Source organism: Mesorhizobium sp. B2-3-6 (assembly GCF_006442305.1).
Taxonomy (GTDB): Bacteria; Pseudomonadota; Alphaproteobacteria; order Rhizobiales; family Rhizobiaceae; genus Mesorhizobium.
In genome coordinates this window covers 657,462-677,519 of the sequence record NZ_VFVW01000004.1, presented here as the reverse complement: position 1 = coordinate 677,519, position 20,058 = coordinate 657,462, and the positions used below count along the sequence as shown (strand labels likewise).

Sequence of the window (20,058 nt, the reverse complement as noted above, 5' to 3'; positions counted from 1 at the left end):
ATGGCACCGCCAGATAAGCACCCAAGGAGCACCCGCGGCGGCGTAAGTTTCATATAGTGCGCCTCGGCCGGAAATTCACCCGGCCAGCATGAAACGCACGGCTCTACCAGGCCGAAACGCCCAAATTCGTCCAACCGCTACGCGGCCTTCTCCTTGCCCACCCGACGTGCGGCGATTTCTGCCAACGCCAGGCGGAACGCCTCGATGTCCTGCGCGCCGGTCGCCGCGCCGATCGACAAGCGCAACGCACCCGGACTGTCACCTTGACCCATGGCCTTCAGCACATGGCTCGGACCGACTTTACCCGACGAGCAGGCGGAACCCGCCGACAGCGCCACACCGGCCAGGTCGAAGGCGATCTGTACCGTTTCGGCCTTGGCGCCGGGAATAGCGAAGAATGTCGTGTTGGCAAGCCTCGGTGCGCCGGTTCCGAAGATTTCCACGTCCGGTATCAACATTTTAACGATGGCCTCGATCTCGTCGCGGCACCGACGCAGGGCGTCGATGGCCTCCAATCCGATGAGAGCCTCCCGCGCCGCCGCGCCAAATCCCGCAATGCCGGGCAGGTTCTCGGTGCCGCCGCGATGGCCCTTTTCCTGGCCACCGCCGTTGATGAGCGGCTTCGGCATCATCAGATCGGCAGCGGCGACGATGGCGCCGACGCCCTTGGGGCCGCCAATCTTGTGCGACGACAGTATCAGATAGTCGGCGTAACCCGCCGAAATGTCGATCGAAATGCGCCCTGCCGCCTGAACCGCGTCTACGACGAGGACACCGTCGACCGCCTTTACGATTTCGGCGATACGATCGACCGGCTGGATGACACCAGTCTCATTGTTGGCGGCATGGATTGCCACCAGCGGCAGGCCGGCGGCCTTATCGTGCGCGGCAAGCGCGTTTGCCATTGCTTCGAGGTCGACAATTCCATTGGCGTCGACGCCGATCCGCGTCACCTGCGAGGCCGGGAAGGACCCGCCGTTCAACAGGCAGGGGTGGTCGGCTTCGCAGACATAGAGATGGCTCATGCGGATGGTCCCGCGCCCCATCCGCCAATCGGGCGTCAGCAGCGTCGAGGCGGCTTCCGTGGCGCCTGACGTGAACACGACATGCCCAGCCTTGGCCTTCACCAATTCCGCCACATCACGCCTTGCAGTTTCGATCAGGCGACGCGCCGCACGCCCTTCGGCATGGACCGATGATGGGTTGGCGGCCACATCGAGCGCCGCGACCATAGCCTCGCGTGCCGCTGCAAGCAGGGGCGCACTGGCATTGTAGTCGAGATAGGCGCGCATTCCGGCCATTTTCTTCCAGTTGGTCCCGTCAGAAGCCATTCCACCGAGATATCGCGTTATTTCCTTGAAATTCCAAGGCAAGCCGTCCTATTTACGCGGCTTGCGGCGCGGGCAGCCGGACGATTGCGTTCCGGCCACCCAGTTTTGAACAATTCTAAACTAGCTTCTATGAAGACGCTCGCCCTGCGTCAAGGCCAGAGGAAGGTTCTCCGGGCGCCGCGCATTCTTATTACCCAAGTTGGAGTATTTCATGCCTGAGGTCATTTTCACCGGTCCGGCCGGCCGTCTGGAGGGTCGATACCAGCCCTCGAAGGAAAAGAGCGCGCCGATTGCCATTGTCTTGCATCCGCACCCGCAATTCGGCGGGACGATGAACAACAAAATCGTCTACGACCTCTTCTACATGTTCCAGAAGCGCGACTTCACCACGCTGCGCTTCAATTTCCGCGGCATCGGGCGCAGCCAGGGCGAATTCGATCACGGCACCGGCGAATTGTCGGATGCGGCCGCCGCACTCGACTGGGTGCAGTCGCTGCATCCGGATTCCAAGAGTTGCTGGGTTGCCGGCTATTCGTTCGGCTCGTGGATCGGCATGCAGCTTTTGATGCGCCGGCCCGAGATCGAAGGCTTCATCTCGGTCGCGCCGCAACCCAACACCTACGACTTTTCCTTCCTGGCGCCCTGCCCCTCCTCGGGGCTCATCATCCATGGCGACGCTGACAAGGTGGCGCCGCCGAAGGACGTGCAAGGCCTGGTCGACAAGCTGCACACGCAAAAGGGCATCACCATCACGCAGAAGACCTTGCCCGGCGCCAATCATTTCTTCGCCAACGATGCCGAACTGCTGATCGAGGAATGCGCGGATTATCTCGATCGCCGGCTGGCCGGCGAATTGTCGGATCCGCGCCCGAAGCGGCTGCGCTAAGGACGGATAATCGCAATGTACCAGCCTCCTCATTTCCAGGAAACACGGCCGGACGTGCTGCACGGGCTGATCCGGGCACATCCACTCGGCCTGCTGGTTTCCAGCGGACCCGAGGGGCCGGTCGCCGACGCCATTCCGTTCCTGATCGACGCCGATGTCGGGCCAAACGGCAGGCTGCGCGCACATCTGGCTAGAGCCAATCCGCAATGGCGGCTTATCGCCGACAATCCGGCCTCGACGGTGCTGATCGTCTTCCAGGGTACCGACGCCTATGTGACGCCGTCCTGGTACGAGACCAAGCGCGAGACCGGCAAGGTGGTGCCAACCTGGAACTATGCCATCGTGCAGGTGCGCGGCACCGCGAAGGTGATCGATGATCAGGACTGGCTGGCGCGGCAGATCGCCGACCTGACGGCTTCGCAGGAAGGCACGCGTGAGGCGCCATGGGCGGTAACGGATGCGCCTGCCCCGTTCATTCAGTCGCAGATCAAGGGCATCATCGGGCTGGAGATCGAGATCGGCGAAATCCATGGCAAATGGAAGGTCAGCCAGAACCGTCCCGTCGCGGATCGCGCAGGCGTTGCGCACGGGCTTGAAAGCGAGACGGCAAATTCGTCCGACATGGTGAACCTGGTAAGGTCCTATGGCGGACTGAACGGCGACTAAATCCCAGGCTCGATGAATCAGACGGCCGTTCGGCTTGTTCGACCGATCAGCCGAAACGTCTGCTTGCGCACCGGCAATCCCGATCGTGTCGGGCTGAAGATGAAGCCGAGCCGGGCAAAGACCAGTCCGCAAACCAGCGCGAAGGCAAAGCCAAGACCAAAGCCGGCGACGGTATCACTCGGATAATGCGCGCCGACGAAGACCCGCGTCGAGGCGATGCAGGCCGTGATCGGCAAGGCGATGTACCAGCGCCGCGGGAACAAAAGCAGCAGGATGCCGAACACGGCCCCCATGGTCGTGGCGTGACCGGACGGGAAACCGGCAAAGCGCGCATCGAAGGCGAAGGGACGCAGCGAGAGCACGCCGAGATCCTGAAAATAGAGCGGACGCGCCCGACCGACCGCATATTTCAGGACATTGACCAGCAGGCCGGACAGACCGACGGCGCTCAGCGCAAGGAACGCCAGGCAGGTCCAGTTGTAGACGAGCATCAATGGCCGCCGCGACAGGCTTCGCCAGTCCGTCAGATTGGCCCCTATGAGCAAGAGTGCCGGAGGGATGAGATACCAGCCGCCTAGGCCGAACTGCGTCAGGAACTCGGCAAGCCGGCCGAAGCCCGCCGACCACCGGCCGTGCAGCAGTCCCGCCGGGGTGTCGAGGCCGACGAATGCCGCTGCCGTCAGCAAAATCCAGGTTGAGATCCAGAGCGGCCATAGGATTCTGGGATACGAAGCGGAACGAGCGGCGAAGCGCCCTCTGACGATCCGCAGCGTGTCGCGGAAATTGCCGACCGACCGACGCACCACCGCAGCGGGCGTAACGGAAACGGAAGGGCGCGGTTTCACCAGCATTGAAAACCCGATCCCGTTGTCGAACTCATTGGGCGATACGGTAGAGGCCGAGCGACATTTTGTCTCCCGATGAAAAGTTGACCCCGTCGATCGTCGTAAGACGGCTCGCCGCCTTGCCTTGCCCGGCCAGCAATCCATTGAGTTTCTGCTCATCCTCGACCGGCGCCAGTCCCAGCGCGCAGGCGGGGTCGGCAAGCAGATGCTTTGCCACGCCATCGATGTCGGTCAGCACCGTTTTCGTACCTACCAGGAACACAAGACTCGGCTCGTGATACCGCGCCGACGCCAGCACCGAGGTGTCGCAAGGCTTGTAGACGCGCACAGCCTGGTTGATCGCCGGGCTCAGCCATATCGGCTTCAAGGACGGGGCGATGATACCAAACAGCAACCCGTAGGCGATGCCCGCACAGGCGGCGACGGCGCCGATACGGGCAAGCGGCACTTGCAACTGTCGCGAGAAGGCCAGGTAGCCGGCGCCGAGCGCCGACGCGGCGGCCGGAATGCTCCACCACGAGAAAGTATGGGTGAGATAGATCGGGGCGCCCACGCAGACCGCAGCCAGGCCGAGGCTGACCACGACCAGGCCGAATGCAGTCGACCACCACAACCATTGCTGCCAGCGCCGGAGCGGCGCATTGGCTTCCTGCGGCTGCAATGTCAAAAGCCAGCCGATCAGCAGCGCCATGCCGGGATAGGCCGGCAGCACGTAGTGCGGCAGCTTGGTCGGAATCAGTTCGAATACCAGCCAGAAGGGGATGTACCAGGCGAGGCAGAAGCGCAGCCTGACATCGTCGCGCAGCCGGTTGAGGGCTTGCAGGCCGGCGCCGACGGCGATCAGGCCGAACGGCCACATGAACAGCGAATAGGTCAACATGTAGAAGCCGGGCGGCAGGCCGTGCGATTCCTCGCCCTGGGCGACCTTGCCGAGCATATCCTTGCCGACGGCCTGCTGGAGGAAGGCGCCGTGGCTTTTCCAGGTGATCAGGGCGAGCCAGGGCAACACGATCAGGACGACGAGCAGCAGGCCGCGCCCCACCTTGAGCTTCGACAGCCAGCGCCCGTCGCGTTCGAATGCAAACAAGACAGCGATGGTGAGCGCCGACAGCAGTGGGGCGATCGGCCCCTTGATGAGGATCGCGACCCCTTGCGCCAGCCAGAATATCCACCACAGATGGCCGGCGACGGGCTCGTTGCGGCGCGATGCCAGGTAAATCTGCGCCAGCGCGCCCTGCGCCGCCACGCAGCAGGCCAGCAGCATCGCATCGGTCTTGGCGTCGCGGCCCTCGAAGGCGGTGGCGAAGATCGCCGCCATCACCAGGCCGGCGGCGATGCCGGCACTGGCTCCGAAAAGCCTGGTGCCCGTCCAGGCGATGCCGAGAACGGCCAGGGCGATGCCCAGCGTCGACACCAGGCGGTAGACCCATATTGGTGCGGCGGCGCCCTTGCCGCTCAGAGCCACGGCCGCGGATTGCAGCCAATAGATGCCGATCGGCTTCTGGTAGCGCGAAGCGTCCTGAAAGCGGATGTCGATATAATCGCCGCTCTCGACCATCTGCTTGGTGGCCTGGACGAAGCGCGGCTCGTCACGGTCCAGCGGCGGCATGGACGCAAGTCCCGACACCGTCATCACCAGGCTGAACAGGAAAAGAAGGATGTAGTTCCTGTTCAGCGCCATATTCCAGCCTCTCCGACCATTCTTCCCTGATGCGCAAAGCCGCTCAATCGACCTTCGTCATCGCCGCCTTGCGTTCATTGGCGATCAGCCAGAGATTTCTGATGTAGATGAACAAGCCCATGCCCTGGCCGGCGATGAACACCGGGTCCTGCCGCTTGATCGCATAAATCAGCAACAGACCTCCGCCGAACAGCGAGAAGAACCAGAAGGCGATCGGCACGACGCTTCGCTTGGCCTTTTCCGATGCGAGCCACTGCACGACGAAGCGCATGGTGAAAAAGAACTGGGCGACGAAGCCGAGCAGGATCCACGCGTTGAACTGTTCGATGAAGACCCGGTGGATCCAGGTCACCAGTTCCTGAAGCACGTTAACCATGCGTGATTTCCTCTACTTTTGGCATCCGGCGACGCCTGCGGCGCAGCCACCAGACGCCGCAGAGATCGAGCACGCCCTGCAGGCCGCGGTCGAAAATTCCGTAGTTCGACTTGCCGTGGCGGCGGGAGCGGTCGACGACGTCGCAATGCACGACATGGTATCCTTCCTGGATGACCAGCGCCGGAACGAAACGATGGGTGCCGTCGAAGAACGGCAGCTTGCGCAGGATCTCGGTGTGGACCGCCTTCAGGCCGCAGCCTGTGTCGCGCGTCTCGTCATGCAGGATGGCGTTTCTCAGCCAGTTGGCGAACCGCGATGCCAGTTGCTTGACCTTGCTGTCGCGGCGCTTCAGGCGTTGCCCTTGCGCGGCACCGTAGCTGGGCCCGGCCCGCCGCAAGGCGTCGACTAGCATGGGAATGTACTGAGGATCGTTCTGGCCATCGCCGTCGATCGTGGCGACGATGCTTCCGCGCGCCGCCCAGGCGCCGGAGCGTACCGAGAGGCTCTGGCCGGCGGATTTCTCGTGCCGCAATTCCCTGACGGGAAAGGGGCGAAGTGCTGCCTGCCTGGCGAGAACGGCTGCGGTTTCGTCGGTCGAGCCGTCGTTGACGATGATCAGTTCGAAGTCGCGCCCGGTCATCGCCGCCTCGATCTCATCGATCAGCAGCGGCAGGTTTGCCGCCTCGTTCCTGCAAGGAATGACGATGGATATCAATGCGTCCGGCATGTCGCGTGGGGCTCTGTCGTCGGATATGGCATTGGGTGGATGCCGTGCGGTGCCGCTTAAGGTCGTGGGCTGCAAGGACCTTTTGGCGCGCGCCTCATTACGCCAGCACAAACAATGAAGCAAGCATCCGCGCCGAGAGGCGGCTTGCGGCGTTTCAACAACAAGTGATTGCCAAGCCCCTGGTCGAAGCGCGATCGGGCGCAAAACCGGAATCCACTTTTGCTGATCGCGCTTGGGTGCTAAACGCGCGCTTTCACATACGCCCGCGCCGGACGGGCGGACGCTTCGGGAAAGAAAAAATGCCTGCCTTCAAATCCGATTTCCTGCGCACGATGAGCGAGCGCGGCTTCATCCACCAGACCTCGGATGATGCCGGGCTGGACGATCTCTTCGCCAAGGAGACGGTGACGGCCTATATCGGCTTCGACGCGACCGCCAAGAGCCTGCACGCCGGCTCGCTGATCCAGATCATGATGTTGCACTGGCTGCAGCAGACCGGCCATCGGCCGATCGCCCTGATGGGCGGCGGCACCTCGATGATCGGCGACCCTTCCTTCAAGGACGAGGCGCGCAAGCTTCTGACACCGCGCGACATCGACGACAATCTCGCCGGCATCCGCCGCAATTTCATGCCGTATCTCAAATTCGGCAGCGGCCCGAATGACGCGATCATGGTCAACAACGCCGACTGGCTGATGGAGATCAACTACGTCAATTTCCTGCGCGACGTCGGCCGTCACTTTTCGGTCAACCGCATGCTGGCGTTCGATTCCGTCAAGCTGCGGCTCGACCGCGAGCAGTCGTTGTCCTTCCTCGAATTCAACTACATGATCCTGCAGGCCTACGACTTCGTCGAGCTCTACAAGCGCCTCGGCTGCCGTCTGCAGATGGGCGGCTCCGACCAGTGGGGCAACATCATCAACGGCATCGATCTCGGTCGCCGCATGGAGGACGCGCAGCTTTATGCGCTGACGACGCCGCTGCTCACCACCTCGTCGGGCGCCAAGATGGGCAAGTCCGCCACGGGCGCGGTCTGGCTCGATGCCGAGATGCTCTCGCCTTACGAATTCTGGCAGTATTGGCGCAACACCGAGGACGCCGATGTCGGCCGTTTCCTGAAGCTCTACACGACGCTGCCGTTGGACGAGGTGGCGCGCCTGGAGAAGCTCGGTGGGTCCGAGATCAACGAGGCGAAAAAGATCCTCGCCACGGAGATCACCGCGTTGCTCCATGGTCGCGGCGCCGCCGAACAGGCCAGCGAAACCGCACGCAAGACCTTCGAGGAAGGTGCCCTCGCCGAGACGCTGCCGAGCGTCGAGGTTGAAAACGCCAAGCTCGAAGCCGGCGTCGGCATCCTGGCGCTGCTGGTGACCGCCGGGCTGGCGGCGTCCAACGGCGAAGCGCGGCGGCATGTGCAAGGCGGTGCGGTGCGGCTCAACGACCAGCCGGTCAGCGATGACCGCCGCACGGTGACGCTTCAGGATTTGAGTCCGGAAAACGTAGTAAAGCTTTCACTCGGCAGGAAAAAACACATTCTGGTGCGGCCGGTTTGAGGCCCCTTCACCGGTACTCGAAGATCGACCTGAATATCCCCGGCGCGATCACCGAGAGCGGGTTGATGTCGAGCAGCGGCTTGTTGGCGTTGCCCTTGAGCCGGTAGGTCACGCCGATCAGGCCGCGGTCGCGGCCATTGCCCAAAAGCGCGCCGACGATGGGCAGTTCGCCGAAGATGCGGTTGAGGCCGTAGACCGGCATGAAGGTGCCGGTCATGTCCATGTTGTTGTTCTGGTCATAGAGCGTGCCCTGGAACGTCGTGCCGATGCGGGGACCGCGCAGCACGCCATTGGCCAGCCTGAGATAGCCGCTGCCCTTCTCGATCTCGGCGTAGCCTCGTTCGAACTGTACCCGCGAGGTGTCGAGCTTGCCCTTGACCGCCTGATTGAGGCTGCGGCTGTCGCCTGCCGGGGTGGTCGAGACGATGGACGCGAGCTTCGGTTCGTTGACGACGAAGAAGTTCGTCGTGTCCACCTTGCCCTTCATCGGCCCGTCGCCCGTTCCCGACAAGGCCAGGGCAATCGCCCCACCTTCCATGTGCTCGTAGATGTTGAGGAATCTCAGTATCGCACCGGCGTCCGCCGACTGTACGTTGAGCGAGCGTCGGCCGGCGCTGCTCGTGTTGCTGATGGCTATGGCGGCTCCCGAACTTGCAGTGGCGCTGACCTTCAGCCCGTTCACCTTCGAACCGGCCGCGCTGTAGTCGAGCTTGAGGTTGGACAGTTGCTCGTCATGGAAACCGGTCAGCCGATCGACGTCGGCGCTGACGGAAATCGCGTCGGCGCCCGTCGTCTTGGTCGCGGTGTCGACGTCGGAGGTGAACTGCTTGATCAGCGAGCGGGCATCCAGGGCGTTGCCGCTGATGTTGACTGCATAGCCCCTGCCCGATCGCTTGACGGATACCGCCACGTCGTCGCCCCGGTTCAGCGCGACTTTGCTGAACTTTGCCGACGACAGGGCCCCGTTGACCAGCACGATGTTGCCGTCGACGGAAAATGTCTTGCCGCCGAGGTCGAAGTCGGACAGCGTCGTGGTATCGCCGGACGTGGTCATGACGAATGTAGCACTTGCGGGGACCCCTGCCCCCTTGCTCCATCCGGCCCAGGGGATGTCGAGCCTGGCATTGGTCAGGTCGGCCGAGACGTTCTGGTTGCCGTCGCCGCTTTTGTCGATCGCGACTTTCACGGTTCCGCCCAGCAACGGGGCCAGCCCCGGCATGGCGGCGGCGCGGATCTTGTCGTCGAGCACCAGGGCCACCTTGCGGCTGCGTGCCGGTCCGCCATTCTCCAGCGGCTCAATCAGGTCGAGTTCGGCCGGAATGCCGTTCAGGGATGCCTTGGCGGAAATCACAGCCTTTTCAGGGTCGACCGTGACGGAACCGTCGGCATCCGTGACGCTCTGGCCTTCGAACGGCTTGGCCAGTGAAAGCCCGCTGTAGTCGAGCGATACCAGCCAATCGAGCTTCGAGCTGTCGACGCCGGATTGCAGCGGAATATCGGCCCTGACATGGCCGGTGACGCTGCCGGACAGGTCTTCGGGCAGGAAGCCGACATGGCGCATGGCATTGATCGGCTCGTAGGAGGCAAGTTCAGCGACCGCGGACGCTTCGCCGGCAACGTCGATGTCGAGCGCGCCGACGACCGGCGGGCGGTTGGCCGCCTTGACCGTCAGCGTGCCGTTGCTGGCCGCCACCGTGCGGCCGCTGGGCATGAAGACAGTACCGGAAGACAGGGAGATATCGACGTCATTGCCGTGGAAGGCGACGACGCCGACGGCATCGCGTATCGGCGGGATGCGGCCAGCCGTGTCGAAACGCGATCCTTCGATCTGGAAGCGGCCGAACACCTCGTCGGCGGAAAGCGGCACGCCATTGCCGAGGCGATCAGGCACCACCTGGAATTGAAGATTGGCGTCGACGACGCGGCCGCCGAACAGATTGTCCAATACCCAGAGCCGCGCGTTGCGCGCCGAAAACCATGGCCAAAGCTGCTTGACGTGCGAGACCGGCATGTCGTGCACGTTGAGCGCCAGATTGATGCCGGGAGCCTTGCCGTCAACGAACTGCACGGCCGCAGTTCCAAGGACCTCGCTGGAAGCGGCCGACCGGACTGCGATCTGATCGGCTACCAATTTATGGCTTTTGGTCTGATAGACGCCGGCGATGCGGGCAAGGAAGGTGAGCGCAGGCTCCGGCGATTCCGAAGGCGCCAGCGTCGAGCCGTCACTGGTCAGATCGTATCGGTAGGCCGGCTCCTCTCCAGCGGCGCCGGTCGCGGGCCTGGGCCCGATCGAGCCGGCGAAATCGAAGGTCGAGCGGCCGGTCTTCAGCAACAGCCTGTCCACCTGGATCTTGTTGCTGCCGCGGACGAGCGTGGCGCCGAGATCGACATCGGCCGACAGCAGGCCACGCGTGCCGAGATCAAGCACCGATCCCCTGGACGACAGGGCAGCCGTCAGCCGCGACGCGGTGTCGCCGGCTCCTTGCGACCCTTTGAGCGTCACGCTGAGCGCCCCCAACTTGCCGCCGGACGCCGTGGCGCCGCTCTCGCCGCCGTCTTCGGCGATGCCGACGGTGGCATCCAGCGATATCACGCGCCGGGTCTCGGCATCGCGGCTGGCGGATGCGGCGACGGTCACCGCCTTGCCGTCGACATTTGCCTGCGAGGAGAACTCCATGCCGCCTGTCCCCGACTGCAGGACGACCGCGTCGGCGACTGTGATCAACCTGACCGCCTCGGTGTCGGGCAAAACGAATGCCACATTGTGAAGATCGATACGGTGCAGCGATTCCTCGCGCACCGCATCGAGAGCGTGATTGATGTTGGCAAAGAGCGCATCGGACAGTTTTTCGGGATCGATCAGCCCGTCCCGATTGCGCAGCTCGGCCGTCCAGTCGCCGCCCGACGGCATCGCCGCGGTAACGATGCGCGCATCGGAAATCCTGGCGCTGGTCAGCCGCACCTCGCCTCGAAGCAGCGGCAGCAGGCGGATGCCGAAACGCACCCTGCCCGCATCGGCCATGGGTTTACCGTCGCTGGCCTTCAGGCTGACGTCGCTCACCTGGAGCGCGACGAAGCTCGAACTGTCGAGGGTGATGCGGGCGGGCCCGACCGCAACATCGACATCGACGCCCGCAAGCTTCTCGATGGCGGCCTCCGCCTCGACGCGCAGCCGGTCGGCCCCTATTCCGGAGACACCGATGAGATAGACAGCCACCGCCGCCAGCAGCACCAGCGCAACGGCGCCGGCAAACAGCCGCGATAGGATACGAAAGCCGCGGCCGATCGCCGCCTGGCCGAGCGGCGGAACGCGGCAAGCCGATGGCAAGGCGCCCAGGTCGGTGATTTCATCCCGCCTGAACCTGATCTTCTCGTGCTGCGGTTGCTCCTGATCCACGCAATTTTCCGTTCTACGAACTCGCTCGTGGACGAATCCCCGCTCGACACTATATCGGTGTGGCTTCGCGCGTAACCTCAAACAAGGGCATGGATATGGCTGACCTCAATGTGGGCGATCCCGCGCCGCAATTCGAGTTGCCGCGGGACGGCGGTGGTTCGCTCAGCCTGGCCGGCTTTGCCGGCAGACCTGTCGTCCTCTACTTCTACCCACAGGACGACACCACCGGCTGCACCGCCGAAGCGATCAGCTTTTCGCAGCTGAAGCCGGAGTTCGAGAAGGCCGGCGCCGTCGTGATCGGCCTGTCGCCCGACAGCGCCAGGAAGCACGACAAGTTCAAGTCGAAATACGATCTTACCATCGACCTTGCCTCCGACGAGGAGCGCAAGGTGATCGAGGCCTACCACCTTTGGGTCGAAAAATCGATGTATGGCCGCAAATACATGGGTGTCGAGCGCGCGACGTTCCTGATCGGCCGCGACGGGCGCATCGCCAGGATCTGGCGCAAGGTGCGCGTCAAGGGCCATGCCGAGGAGGTGCTGGAAGCTGTGCGGGCGATTTGAGGGGGGCGCCTCCGCGCCCTTGTTTTCAGAAAGCGATGCGAAGCAACCCCATGCTCGCTTTGCGGGCAATTCTTGCCGGCGTCTTGCTTCGGCAAAGCTTTGTTAACCTTAATAATGTGTAGTCGGGCTGTCGTGGTGTCGTAAACGAAAGCTTGGTCCCGTGAACGCAACCGGTCAGTCCGCGATCTTTGGCAGGCGCAAGGAACCGCATACAGTCATCATCGCCCGCGGCAGCGAGATCAGGCACTTCACGATCCGGCCCTGGCTGGTTGTATTTCTCGGTTCGGCGCTGGCGGCGATCGCCATCGGTTACCTGCTGGCCACCTCCTATCTCGTGCTGCGCGACGACCTGATCGGCGCCACCACCGCGCGCCAGGCGCGCATGCAGCAGGCTTACGAAGACCGCATCTCGGCGCTTCGCGCCCAGGTCGACCGCATCACCAGCCGGCAGTTGCTTGACCAGCAATTGATGGAAACCAAGGTGAGCGAGCTTTTGGAGCGCCAGACGCAACTCAGCCAGCGCCACGGCCGCCTCGGCCCGCTGCTCGACCGCGCCGAAAATGAAGTCGGCGCAGCGACGGCCGAAGATCCGGCAGTGCCGGCAAAGCCTGACAAACACGCCGAAGTGACCGGCAGCATCGCCCAGCCTGCTCAAAGCTACGCGCTGGCCAGCCTCGGCGCCGCCCCTGGCGCCGCCGACACCAGGCCGTTCTCCCTGTGGGCGACCCGCTCCGATCCGCTGCCGAACGATTCAGCCGCCGATCGTGCCGACAAGCTGTTCATTTCGATCAACAAGTCGTTGAAATCCATCGAGAATGACCAGCTCACGCGCATCAGCATACTTGCTGACAACGCCTACAAGAATGCCGACGCCATAACCCAGGCGCTCGAGGCGGCCGGGCTGCCGGTCGACAGCGACTTCGGCAAGAACGAAAGCGATGTCGGCGGACCGCTGATCCCGCTTGACAGCTCGATGTTTTTCGACAGCAAGGTCAAGGAACTGGACGAGGCGCTGGACACGCTCGACCAGCTCAAGAAGGAAGCACGCCGGCTGCCGCTCGCGAATCCCGCACCCGGTCATTCCGTCACCAGCCCGTTCGGGGTGCGCACCGACCCGATCCTCGGCACGGCCGCCCTGCATTCGGGAATGGACTTCAGGGCGCCGATCGGCATGGCGGCCAAGGTCACCGCGCCAGGCGTGGTCATCAAGGCGGGCTGGAATGGCGGCTATGGCCGCATGGTCGAAGTCGATCACGGCAATGGGTTTGCCACGCGCTATGGACATCTCAGCGAAATCGACGTGACCGTGGGCGAAAAAGTGGATGCCGGCGCTGTCATCGGCAAGACCGGCAGCAGCGGTCGCTCGACCGGCCCGCATCTGCATTACGAAGTCCGCCACAATGGCGAAGCGATCGATCCTTTGCGTTTCCTCACGGTCGGCAAGAAGGTCGCGCAGTATCTCTAACGCACGGGCCCAGGCCGCCGCCATCCCGCGCCGTCCTCATTGCTTTTTCGCATCCTTGTCGCCGTTCAGGGCTTTTCCCTTTCGAGGCGACCGCAAATTGTCGAAGCCCATATAGTGGTCGGTATCAGATGTGTTCCATCTGCCGCCCAGGCAGATGATGGCAATGGCCGCGGCAAAGATCAGCAAGACATAAATCTTATCCATGTCCCGCTATCTAGGGCGCGGTGATCAGCCGGACACCGGCCGGCTTTTCCGCCGTAGCGGGCGCGTCCCTCAAATGCGGTGCATTTTTGAATTCCATTTGACTGAATAAATATTTGGTGCCAACCTTGCCTCAACCGGGGACGCAAGGCATGGCATTGCGAGGGACCAATCAGGAGTTCGGGCGGCCGTACAACCGACGCATCGTGCTCGAATCGATCCGCCGGTACGGCCCCATCGCCAGGGGCGATATCGCCAGGCATGTCGGCCTCACCGTTCAAACCGTATCGACCATCGTTCGCGAACTGGAGGAGCAGGGTTACGTCCTGTCCGTACGCGAGGAGCCGAAGGGCCGTGGCCTGCCACCGGCGACGCTGCGCATCAATCCCGAGGGCGGCTATGCCGTCGGCATCCACCTGACGCCGCTGGGGATCGACGCGGCGCTGATCAATCTCAGCGGTGACGTGATCGACAGCTTGCACCGCGAGGCCCCCAACGCGACGCCCGATCATGCGTTCGACCAGGTCCGCGCCATGGTCCGCGACCTGACCGGAACGCGCGCCGCGGGCCGCGTCATCGGCATCGGCATGGCGCTTCCCGGCCCGTTCGGCGTGGACACGATGAGCTTCATCGGGCCGACCACAATGGCCGGCTGGAAGGACGTGGCGCTGCGCGAGCGGCTGACGGCGGCGACAGGATTGCCGGCCTTTTTCGACGGCGACATGGCTGCGGCCGCCATGGGCGAGCGCCTCTACGGCATCGGCGCCCAGCATTCCGAATATTACTATCTCTATTTCGGCGTCGGACTTGGCAGCGCCATGATGCATGACGGCAGCGTGCTGCGCGGCGCCTGGGGCAATGCCGGCGAGATCGGCCATATTCCCGTCGTTCCCAATGGCGAGCTTTGCCCGTGCGGCAATCGCGGTTGCCTCGAACGTTATGTCTCGCTCGAAGCGCGAGGGCGCTGGAAGGGCAGCGATGCCGATTGGGTCGCCGAGGTCGGCCCGATCTTCCGCAACGCCATTGCCATCATCGAGAACCTTTTCGACCCCGAGACGGTCGTGCTCGGCGGGCTGGCGGCGCCGGACCTGCTCGAACGCCTGGCGAGATCGGCTGCGCCTCTGCACAATTCGGTTTCGGCCCGCAAGGACCGCAAGACGCCACGCATCGTCGTCGCCGGCGGCGGCCAGCAAGCCGTGCTGCGCGGCGCGGCCGCATTGGCCGTCTCTGGCGTGTTGTCGCCACGCTTCGGCCAGATGTTCACCGCCGGGCGCGAACGCGGCCGCGACATCCTGACAGCCGGGGAGGTTGCCTGATGAGCGAACCCTTGCTGGTGCTCGACAACGTCACCAAGAACTACGGCGCAATCCAGGCGCTGAAGGGTATCAGCTTCTCGATCGGCAAGGGCGAGGTGGTCGCGTTGCTGGGCGATAACGGCGCCGGGAAGTCGACGCTGGTCAAGATCATCGCCGGCGGCCTGGAGCCCACCTCCGGCCGCATGCTGTTCGAAGGCAAGGAGTTCCTTGCCAAATCCCCCGCGGAGGCCAAGGCGGCGGGCATCGAGACCGTCTACCAGGACCTGTCGCTGTGCACGAATGTCGACGTGGTGGCCAATTTCTTCATGGGCCGTGAGATCACGCGCAAGGTGCTCGGCATTCCAGTGCTCGACGAGCGGGCGATGGAGGCCGTGGTCGGCAAGGCGCTTGCCAGCGCCGGCACCCGTATTCCGTCATTGCGCACCAATGTCGAGCATCTCTCGGGCGGGCAGCGGCAAGCCATCGAGCTCAACCGCTTCGTGCACTGGGGCGGCAAGCTTGTGCTGCTCGACGAGCCGTTTGCAGCGCTTGGCGTCGAACAGACGCGGCGCGGCCTCGACATGATCCGCCAGGTGGCGAACCAGGGCATCGGCGTCGTCATCATCACCCACATCATGCAGCAGGCCTTCCAGGTCGCAGACCGGATCGTGGTGATCCGGCAAGGCGTCGTGGCCGGCGATGTCGCACGCAACAAAACAAGTCCCGATGCGGTGATCAACATGATCACCGGGGAGACGCTTGCCGGTGCCGGACCGGCGGGCTGAGGGACAAAAGAGGGGTCCGGCACTAGAGGAGCCAACGATATGAAACGAATACTTCTTTCTGTCCTCGGTATCCTGGCACTGGCAGTTGCCACGCTCACGCCGGCATTCGCCCAGTCCAAGGGTACCGTCTACTACATGGTGCCGACCTTGCTCGATGAGTTCCAGACCGGCTCGGTGAGCGCGCTGGAACTGTTCCTGAAGCAGGTCGGCTACGAGATGAAGACGCTGAACGCCGACAACAAGACCGACGCCCAGCAATCGCAGATGAACGACGTCATCGCGCTGAAACCGAAGGCGATCATCCTGGCCGCCGTCGACTTCAACGCGTTGAAGCCGTCGATCGAGGCCGCGCGCGCGGCCGGCATACCTGTCGTGGAATTCGATCGCCAGATCACCTCCACTCCGTCCGACTTCACCTCGGTAGCCGGCACTGTCGAGATCGGCCACGTCGCCGCCGAACAGGCCGAAGCGCTGCTGAAGGCCAAGAACGGCGCTGTGAAGGGCAAGATCCTGCAGGTGCTCGGCGACCCCGGCGATCCCTACACGCTCGACATCCAGAAAGGCTTTGAAGAGAAGATGAAGGCGTTCCCGGACGTCAAGATCATCTCGCTGCCGGCCATGCAATGGGAGGCCAGCAACGCCGGCACCATCGTCGCCGACCAGATGCTTGCCAACCCCGACATCGACCTGATCTTCAGCCACGCCGCGCATCTTTCGGTCGCCGCCGTCGCCTCGCTCGAGGCCGCCGGCAAGAAGCCGGGCGACGTCATGCTGATGAGTTCGAACGGCGCGCCGGTCGGCCTCGACCTGATCCGCAAGGGCTGGCTCAACGTCGAAGTCGAACAGCCGCTCTACGCGCAGGCCGCGGCCGTCGCCATGTTCATGGACAAGGTCGTCAACAAGCAGGAAATCAAGCCCGGCGACTATGACGTGCTTGGGCTGAAATCAGTGGTGACCAAGGAGGCCTGGGGCCCCAACATCAAGATCCCGGGTGCGGCGATCACCAAGGAGAACGTCGACAATCCAGCCTTCTGGGGCAACCAGAAGCCGCCGACGGACACCGTTAAGCCCGTCGAATAAACCTTCCCCAGAACGGCTCCGGGCCACACGCCCGGAGCCGCCCTGCCCGGCAGAATTGCCCGGCATAGAGCCGCCGCGGCATTCGAACCCAAACCGGATCAGCCCATGAGCCCCCGCACCCGTCAAATCCTCGAGTTCGTCCTCGATAATCTCGTCTGGTTCATGCTGGTCTTCGTGCTGGTGGTGTTCTCCCTTTTCATTCCCAATTATTTCCAGCTCGGCATTTTCGCCAACATCATCGAAGCCTCCAGCGTGCTGGGCGTGATGTCGATCGGCCTGGCGCTGGTCATCATCGCCGGGCACATGGACCTGTCGGTCGAATCGGTGGCCGCGCTCAGCGCCATGACGGTCGGCATCCTGTTCTGCTCTTCGGGCATCGGCCTTGGCGTGCAGTTGCACCCGGACTGGCTGATGGTGCCGGTCTCGCTGCTGCTGGCGCTTGCCGTCGGCGGCATCATCGGCGCTTTCAACGGATTCCTGGTCGTCAAGGTCAAGATGAGCGCCTTCATCATCACGCTGGCCTCCTACATCTGGGTGCGCGGCCTGGTGCTGGTCATTTCGGGCGGCCGCTCGGCGCAGGATCTGGCGCCTGCCATCCGCTGGTTCGGCATCCAGCGGCTGATCGGTCTGCCGCTCACCGCCTGGATCGCGATCGCCTGCTTCGTCGTCTTCTCGCTGATTATGGCCAAGACGCCTTTCGGCAGGCATCTGGTGATGATCGGCGGCAACGAGACGGCGACCTTCCGCGCCGGCATCCGCGTCAACCGCAACCTGATCATCGCGTTCGTACTTGCCGGCGCCATAGCCGGCCTTGCCGGCTGGCTGCTCGCCATCCGCACATCGGGCGCCACCGCCAATCTCGGCGTCGGCCTGCTGTTCAACGCCTTTGCCGCCGTCGTCATCGGCGGCGTCAGCCTGAAAGGCGGCGTCGGCACCTTACCCGGCGTCTATGCCGGCGTGCTGCTTTTGTCGGCAATCAACACGGCGATCAATCTGATGGGCCTGCCCGCCAACTTCACCCAGGTCATTCACGGCTTGCTGGTGCTGGCGGCGGTCCTGCTCGACGCCTTCAAGCAAACCATTCGCCAGAGGCTCGCATGACCGTAGGGCCAGAGACCGGAAGACTGTCGGGCAAGGTGGCGCTGATCGTCGGCGCCGCGCGCGGCATCGGCAAGGGCATCGCCCAACGTTTCGCCGAAGAAGGTGCCAGGCTTGTACTTGCCGACACCGAGATCGAGGTGGGGCGAGCGACCGCCAGTGAACTTGACGCCGCCTTCATCGGCACGGACATCTCGCTTTTGGCCGATGTCGAGGCCGCCGTCGCGCTGGCGCTCGCGCGCCATGGCCGCCTCGACATCATCGTCCAGAACGCCGGCATTTATCCCTGGCAATTGCTGGAGAACACCAGCCCGGACGACTGGGATCGCGTCATGGCGGTCAATCTGCGCGGCAGTTTCAATGCCGCTCGCGCCGCACTGGTGCCGATGAAGGCGCAGCGCCGCGGGCGCATGCTGTTCACCTCCTCGATCACCGGACCGCACGTCACCAGTCCCGGCCACGGCCACTATTCCGCGACCAAGGCAGGCATAAACGGGCTGATCCGTTCGGCGGCGCTCGAATTCGCCGGCTACGGCATAACCGTCAACGGCGTCGAACCCGGCAACATTCTCACCGAGGGAATGGAGCTTCACCGGGGTGCTGCCTTCATCAAGAACATGGAAGACGCCATTCCGCTCGGCCGGCTGGGCAGCCCGCGCGACGTCGCCAATGCCTTCCTGTTCCTGGCCTCCGACGATGCCAGCTACATCACCGGCACCACGATTGTCGTCGATGGCGGGCAATTGCTGCCGGAGGGGAGCGACTTCAGGCTGGCGCCGCCGTGAACAACGCGTGAGGGGAACAAGAAAGCCAGCGCACATCATCACTGATGCCAAGCGCAGCCGCAGCGTCCCCGCTGGCGGTGATCGGCGGGGATTTGGCCCACCGGAACCTCATGGCGATACACCCGTTCTTCCATGTGTGATTCAGGAGATAGCCACAATGGATTGGAACCGCGTCGAAGGAAATTGGAAGCAGGTCAAGGGTAAAGTCAAGGAGCAGTGGGGCAAGCTCACTGATGATGATCTCGACCGCATCGCTGGCAAACGCGATCAGCTTGAGGGCATTATCCAGGAACGCTACGGCATCGAGAAGGATCGCGTACGCCGAGACGTCGACGACTGGTATAGTCGGCAGGGCTGGTAGATAGCAGAGCTGCCAGGGGAGGCGTCTTTGCCGAGAGCCGTTATGCCAGCGGTCGGCGGGCTCTCTCCGCCTTCCCGGTCATCGGCATAATGGCGCTCCGGCGCGCAAAAAGGCACAACGTCTACACCTGCAAGATCTGCGGCCAGAAAGCCGATATGCGCTACCTACGCCGGTGGATGAGCAGCTGGATCATAGGCCCTTGAGATCGGCTGGAACTCGCCCATGTCGCGTAGATGTTCCGTTATCGCGGAATATCGAACCATAAGGTTTTCCGTCATTATACTTCCTGGCGGACCCCAACCCGCCTGGCCGGCGTCCTGCAAGTCGGGTTTACCCCACCCGCCCCCAAAAAAGGGCGCCGGCCACCTCCGCTCGGCACGGCGCGCGCCTTGCGTGGATGGTGTGGCAGAATCAGGAGAATAACGAGTGGTCTGGTGCCATTCGGCAAGCCTTTGGCCTCGGGAACTGCGGTTTCCGCAGATGCCCGCAAACCGTATTCACTTGGCGATCCCACCCTCGCTACAGAACTTCTGGGCACGACAGGCTTTGTTTCGATCGATTTCATCGACGTGCGGGAACCGGTCTTCTATGTGCCAGACGTCGATAGAGCGTTTGATGCGATCATCGACCTTTAACTTGTAAAGGACGCGCTCGCGCGAACCGATGAGGCGGCCGACAAGGCATTGCTGCGCCTGCGCGATCTACTGGAGGCGCATATGACCAGCGAGGGCGTACTCTTCGACTCGCGCGCGTGGATCATCACAGCTCATACGGCGACAAGGTGATTGGCTCTTGCGGCCTTGATCGTCCGGAAACGCTTTCACTGTGTGGATGTTTTTAACAAGCAGGCCGCGGAGCCACGTCCCAGATCCGCAAGGTCTGGGTTATCCCCGGCAAGAAAACATTTTGACATTCGACGTCGACATTTCTCCCAAGCCAAGGGTTTGTTTCCCCTAGGAGAAA

Annotated in this window: 18 protein-coding genes and 1 pseudogene; 12 read left to right on the top strand and 7 right to left on the bottom strand. The window is 63.3% G+C overall.

Annotation, left to right across the window (positions count from 1 at the left end):
* Window positions 1-137: 137 nt before the first annotated feature.
* Entirely contained in the window at window positions 138-1,301 is a 1,164-nt protein-coding gene (locus FJ953_RS15990) for a cysteine desulfurase family protein (RefSeq protein WP_140522190.1), read from the bottom strand.
* Between the two features lie 241 nt (window positions 1,302-1,542).
* On the opposite strand from FJ953_RS15990, the gene FJ953_RS15985 reads away from it, so the two are divergent.
* Together FJ953_RS15985 and FJ953_RS15980 are read left to right on the top strand one after the other, a co-directional pair.
* Window positions 1,543-2,217: an alpha/beta hydrolase gene (locus tag FJ953_RS15985; protein WP_140493883.1), complete on the top strand. Its 675-nt coding sequence runs from the start codon at window positions 1,543-1,545 to the stop codon at window positions 2,215-2,217.
* Between the two features lie 15 nt (window positions 2,218-2,232).
* Window positions 2,233-2,883, top strand: coding sequence for an FMN-binding negative transcriptional regulator (locus tag FJ953_RS15980; RefSeq protein WP_140556931.1), 651 nt, complete (start codon window positions 2,233-2,235; stop codon window positions 2,881-2,883).
* 17 nt (window positions 2,884-2,900) lie between these two features.
* Here the strand turns inward: FJ953_RS15980 and FJ953_RS15975 are convergent, their stop codons facing one another.
* Genes FJ953_RS15975 through FJ953_RS15960 form a run of 4 tightly spaced genes read right to left on the bottom strand, consistent with a single transcriptional unit; the run spans window position 2,901 to window position 6,512 of the window.
* Window positions 2,901-3,734: a phosphatase PAP2 family protein gene (locus FJ953_RS15975; protein WP_140624751.1), complete on the bottom strand. Its 834-nt coding sequence runs from the start codon at window positions 3,732-3,734 to the stop codon at window positions 2,901-2,903.
* Window positions 3,735-3,759: 25 nt separating this feature from the next.
* Window positions 3,760-5,409 (bottom strand): glycosyltransferase family 39 protein, encoded by a 1,650-nt coding sequence (locus tag FJ953_RS15970; protein WP_181175029.1) that lies wholly within the window; start codon window positions 5,407-5,409, stop codon window positions 3,760-3,762.
* Between the two features lie 43 nt (window positions 5,410-5,452).
* The gene (locus FJ953_RS15965) at window positions 5,453-5,785 is read right to left on the bottom strand and encodes a lipid-A-disaccharide synthase N-terminal domain-containing protein (RefSeq protein ID WP_140493889.1); all 333 of its coding nucleotides are present in this window, start codon (window positions 5,783-5,785) and stop codon (window positions 5,453-5,455) included.
* Window positions 5,778-6,512, bottom strand: coding sequence for a glycosyltransferase family 2 protein (locus tag FJ953_RS15960; protein WP_140624750.1), 735 nt, complete (start codon window positions 6,510-6,512; stop codon window positions 5,778-5,780). The genes FJ953_RS15965 and FJ953_RS15960 overlap by 8 nt, the downstream gene beginning before the upstream one ends.
* Before the next feature lie 299 nt (window positions 6,513-6,811).
* Here FJ953_RS15960 and tyrS point away from each other — a divergent pair, with 299 nt between their 5' ends.
* A complete protein-coding gene (gene tyrS / locus FJ953_RS15955) occupies window positions 6,812-8,065 on the top strand; it encodes a tyrosine--tRNA ligase (protein WP_140515784.1) in 1,254 nt (417 codons plus the stop codon).
* A gap of 7 nt (window positions 8,066-8,072) precedes the next feature.
* Here the strand turns inward: tyrS and FJ953_RS15950 are convergent, their stop codons facing one another.
* Window positions 8,073-11,462 (bottom strand): DUF3971 domain-containing protein, encoded by a 3,390-nt coding sequence (locus FJ953_RS15950; protein ID WP_140624749.1) that lies wholly within the window; start codon window positions 11,460-11,462, stop codon window positions 8,073-8,075.
* Between the two features lie 95 nt (window positions 11,463-11,557).
* Between FJ953_RS15950 and FJ953_RS15945 the strand changes: the two genes are divergently transcribed.
* Together FJ953_RS15945 and FJ953_RS15940 are read left to right on the top strand one after the other, a co-directional pair.
* Window positions 11,558-12,025, top strand: a complete 468-nt coding sequence (locus FJ953_RS15945) for a peroxiredoxin (protein WP_140493897.1) — start codon at window positions 11,558-11,560, stop codon at window positions 12,023-12,025.
* Window positions 12,026-12,185: 160 nt separating this feature from the next.
* Window positions 12,186-13,490, top strand: coding sequence for a M23 family metallopeptidase (locus FJ953_RS15940; protein ID WP_140556941.1), 1,305 nt, complete (start codon window positions 12,186-12,188; stop codon window positions 13,488-13,490).
* A gap of 36 nt (window positions 13,491-13,526) precedes the next feature.
* Here the strand turns inward: FJ953_RS15940 and FJ953_RS30510 are convergent, their stop codons facing one another.
* Window positions 13,527-13,676, bottom strand: a complete 150-nt coding sequence (locus FJ953_RS30510) for a hypothetical protein (protein WP_181165117.1) — start codon at window positions 13,674-13,676, stop codon at window positions 13,527-13,529.
* Window positions 13,677-13,843: 167 nt separating this feature from the next.
* On the opposite strand from FJ953_RS30510, the gene FJ953_RS15935 reads away from it, so the two are divergent.
* The 7 genes and pseudogenes from FJ953_RS15935 to FJ953_RS15905 form a co-directional block, all read left to right on the top strand.
* Window positions 13,844-15,007, top strand: a complete 1,164-nt coding sequence (locus FJ953_RS15935) for an ROK family transcriptional regulator (RefSeq protein ID WP_140624748.1) — start codon at window positions 13,844-13,846, stop codon at window positions 15,005-15,007.
* Entirely contained in the window at window positions 15,007-15,771 is a 765-nt protein-coding gene (locus tag FJ953_RS15930) for an ATP-binding cassette domain-containing protein (RefSeq protein ID WP_140493903.1), read from the top strand. The genes FJ953_RS15935 and FJ953_RS15930 overlap by 1 nt, the downstream gene beginning before the upstream one ends.
* 39 nt (window positions 15,772-15,810) lie before the next feature.
* Window positions 15,811-16,851, top strand: a complete 1,041-nt coding sequence (locus FJ953_RS15925; protein WP_140515774.1) for a sugar ABC transporter substrate-binding protein — start codon at window positions 15,811-15,813, stop codon at window positions 16,849-16,851.
* 105 nt (window positions 16,852-16,956) lie between these two features.
* Complete coding sequence (locus tag FJ953_RS15920; RefSeq protein WP_140624747.1) at window positions 16,957-17,952, top strand: ABC transporter permease; 996 nt, start codon at window positions 16,957-16,959, stop codon at window positions 17,950-17,952.
* Complete coding sequence (locus FJ953_RS15915) at window positions 17,949-18,734, top strand: SDR family oxidoreductase (RefSeq protein ID WP_140624746.1); 786 nt, start codon at window positions 17,949-17,951, stop codon at window positions 18,732-18,734. The genes FJ953_RS15920 and FJ953_RS15915 overlap by 4 nt, the downstream gene beginning before the upstream one ends.
* Window positions 18,735-18,891: 157 nt before the next feature.
* Window positions 18,892-19,095 (top strand): CsbD family protein, encoded by a 204-nt coding sequence (locus FJ953_RS15910; RefSeq protein ID WP_140493912.1) that lies wholly within the window; start codon window positions 18,892-18,894, stop codon window positions 19,093-19,095.
* Window positions 19,096-19,474: 379 nt separating this feature from the next.
* A pseudogene (locus tag FJ953_RS15905) lies at window positions 19,475-19,880 on the top strand (methyltransferase); the annotation flags it as partial.
* Window positions 19,881-20,058: the final 178 nt, after the last annotated feature.

Excerpts from the sequence above, each read along its gene's own strand:
- FJ953_RS15990 (WP_140522190.1), bottom strand. The coding sequence starts at position 1,301 with ATGGCCGGAATGCGCGCCTATCTCGACTACAATGCCAGTGCGCCCCTG.
- FJ953_RS15980 (WP_140556931.1), top strand. The coding sequence starts at position 2,233 with ATGTACCAGCCTCCTCATTTCCAGGAAACACGGCCGGACGTGCTGCAC.
- FJ953_RS15925 (WP_140515774.1), top strand. The coding sequence starts at position 15,811 with ATGAAACGAATACTTCTTTCTGTCCTCGGTATCCTGGCACTGGCAGTT.
- FJ953_RS15975 (WP_140624751.1), bottom strand. The coding sequence starts at position 3,734 with ATGCTGGTGAAACCGCGCCCTTCCGTTTCCGTTACGCCCGCTGCGGTG.
- FJ953_RS15970 (WP_181175029.1), bottom strand. The coding sequence starts at position 5,409 with ATGGCGCTGAACAGGAACTACATCCTTCTTTTCCTGTTCAGCCTGGTG.
- tyrS (WP_140515784.1), top strand. The coding sequence starts at position 6,812 with ATGCCTGCCTTCAAATCCGATTTCCTGCGCACGATGAGCGAGCGCGGC.
- FJ953_RS15960 (WP_140624750.1), bottom strand. The coding sequence starts at position 6,512 with ATGCCGGACGCATTGATATCCATCGTCATTCCTTGCAGGAACGAGGCG.
- FJ953_RS15985 (WP_140493883.1), top strand. The coding sequence starts at position 1,543 with ATGCCTGAGGTCATTTTCACCGGTCCGGCCGGCCGTCTGGAGGGTCGA.
- FJ953_RS15910 (WP_140493912.1), top strand. The coding sequence starts at position 18,892 with ATGGATTGGAACCGCGTCGAAGGAAATTGGAAGCAGGTCAAGGGTAAA.
- FJ953_RS15920 (WP_140624747.1), top strand. The coding sequence starts at position 16,957 with ATGAGCCCCCGCACCCGTCAAATCCTCGAGTTCGTCCTCGATAATCTC.
- FJ953_RS15945 (WP_140493897.1), top strand. The coding sequence starts at position 11,558 with ATGGCTGACCTCAATGTGGGCGATCCCGCGCCGCAATTCGAGTTGCCG.
- FJ953_RS15965 (WP_140493889.1), bottom strand. The coding sequence starts at position 5,785 with ATGGTTAACGTGCTTCAGGAACTGGTGACCTGGATCCACCGGGTCTTC.
- FJ953_RS15930 (WP_140493903.1), top strand. The coding sequence starts at position 15,007 with ATGAGCGAACCCTTGCTGGTGCTCGACAACGTCACCAAGAACTACGGC.
- FJ953_RS15935 (WP_140624748.1), top strand. The coding sequence starts at position 13,844 with ATGGCATTGCGAGGGACCAATCAGGAGTTCGGGCGGCCGTACAACCGA.
- FJ953_RS15915 (WP_140624746.1), top strand. The coding sequence starts at position 17,949 with ATGACCGTAGGGCCAGAGACCGGAAGACTGTCGGGCAAGGTGGCGCTG.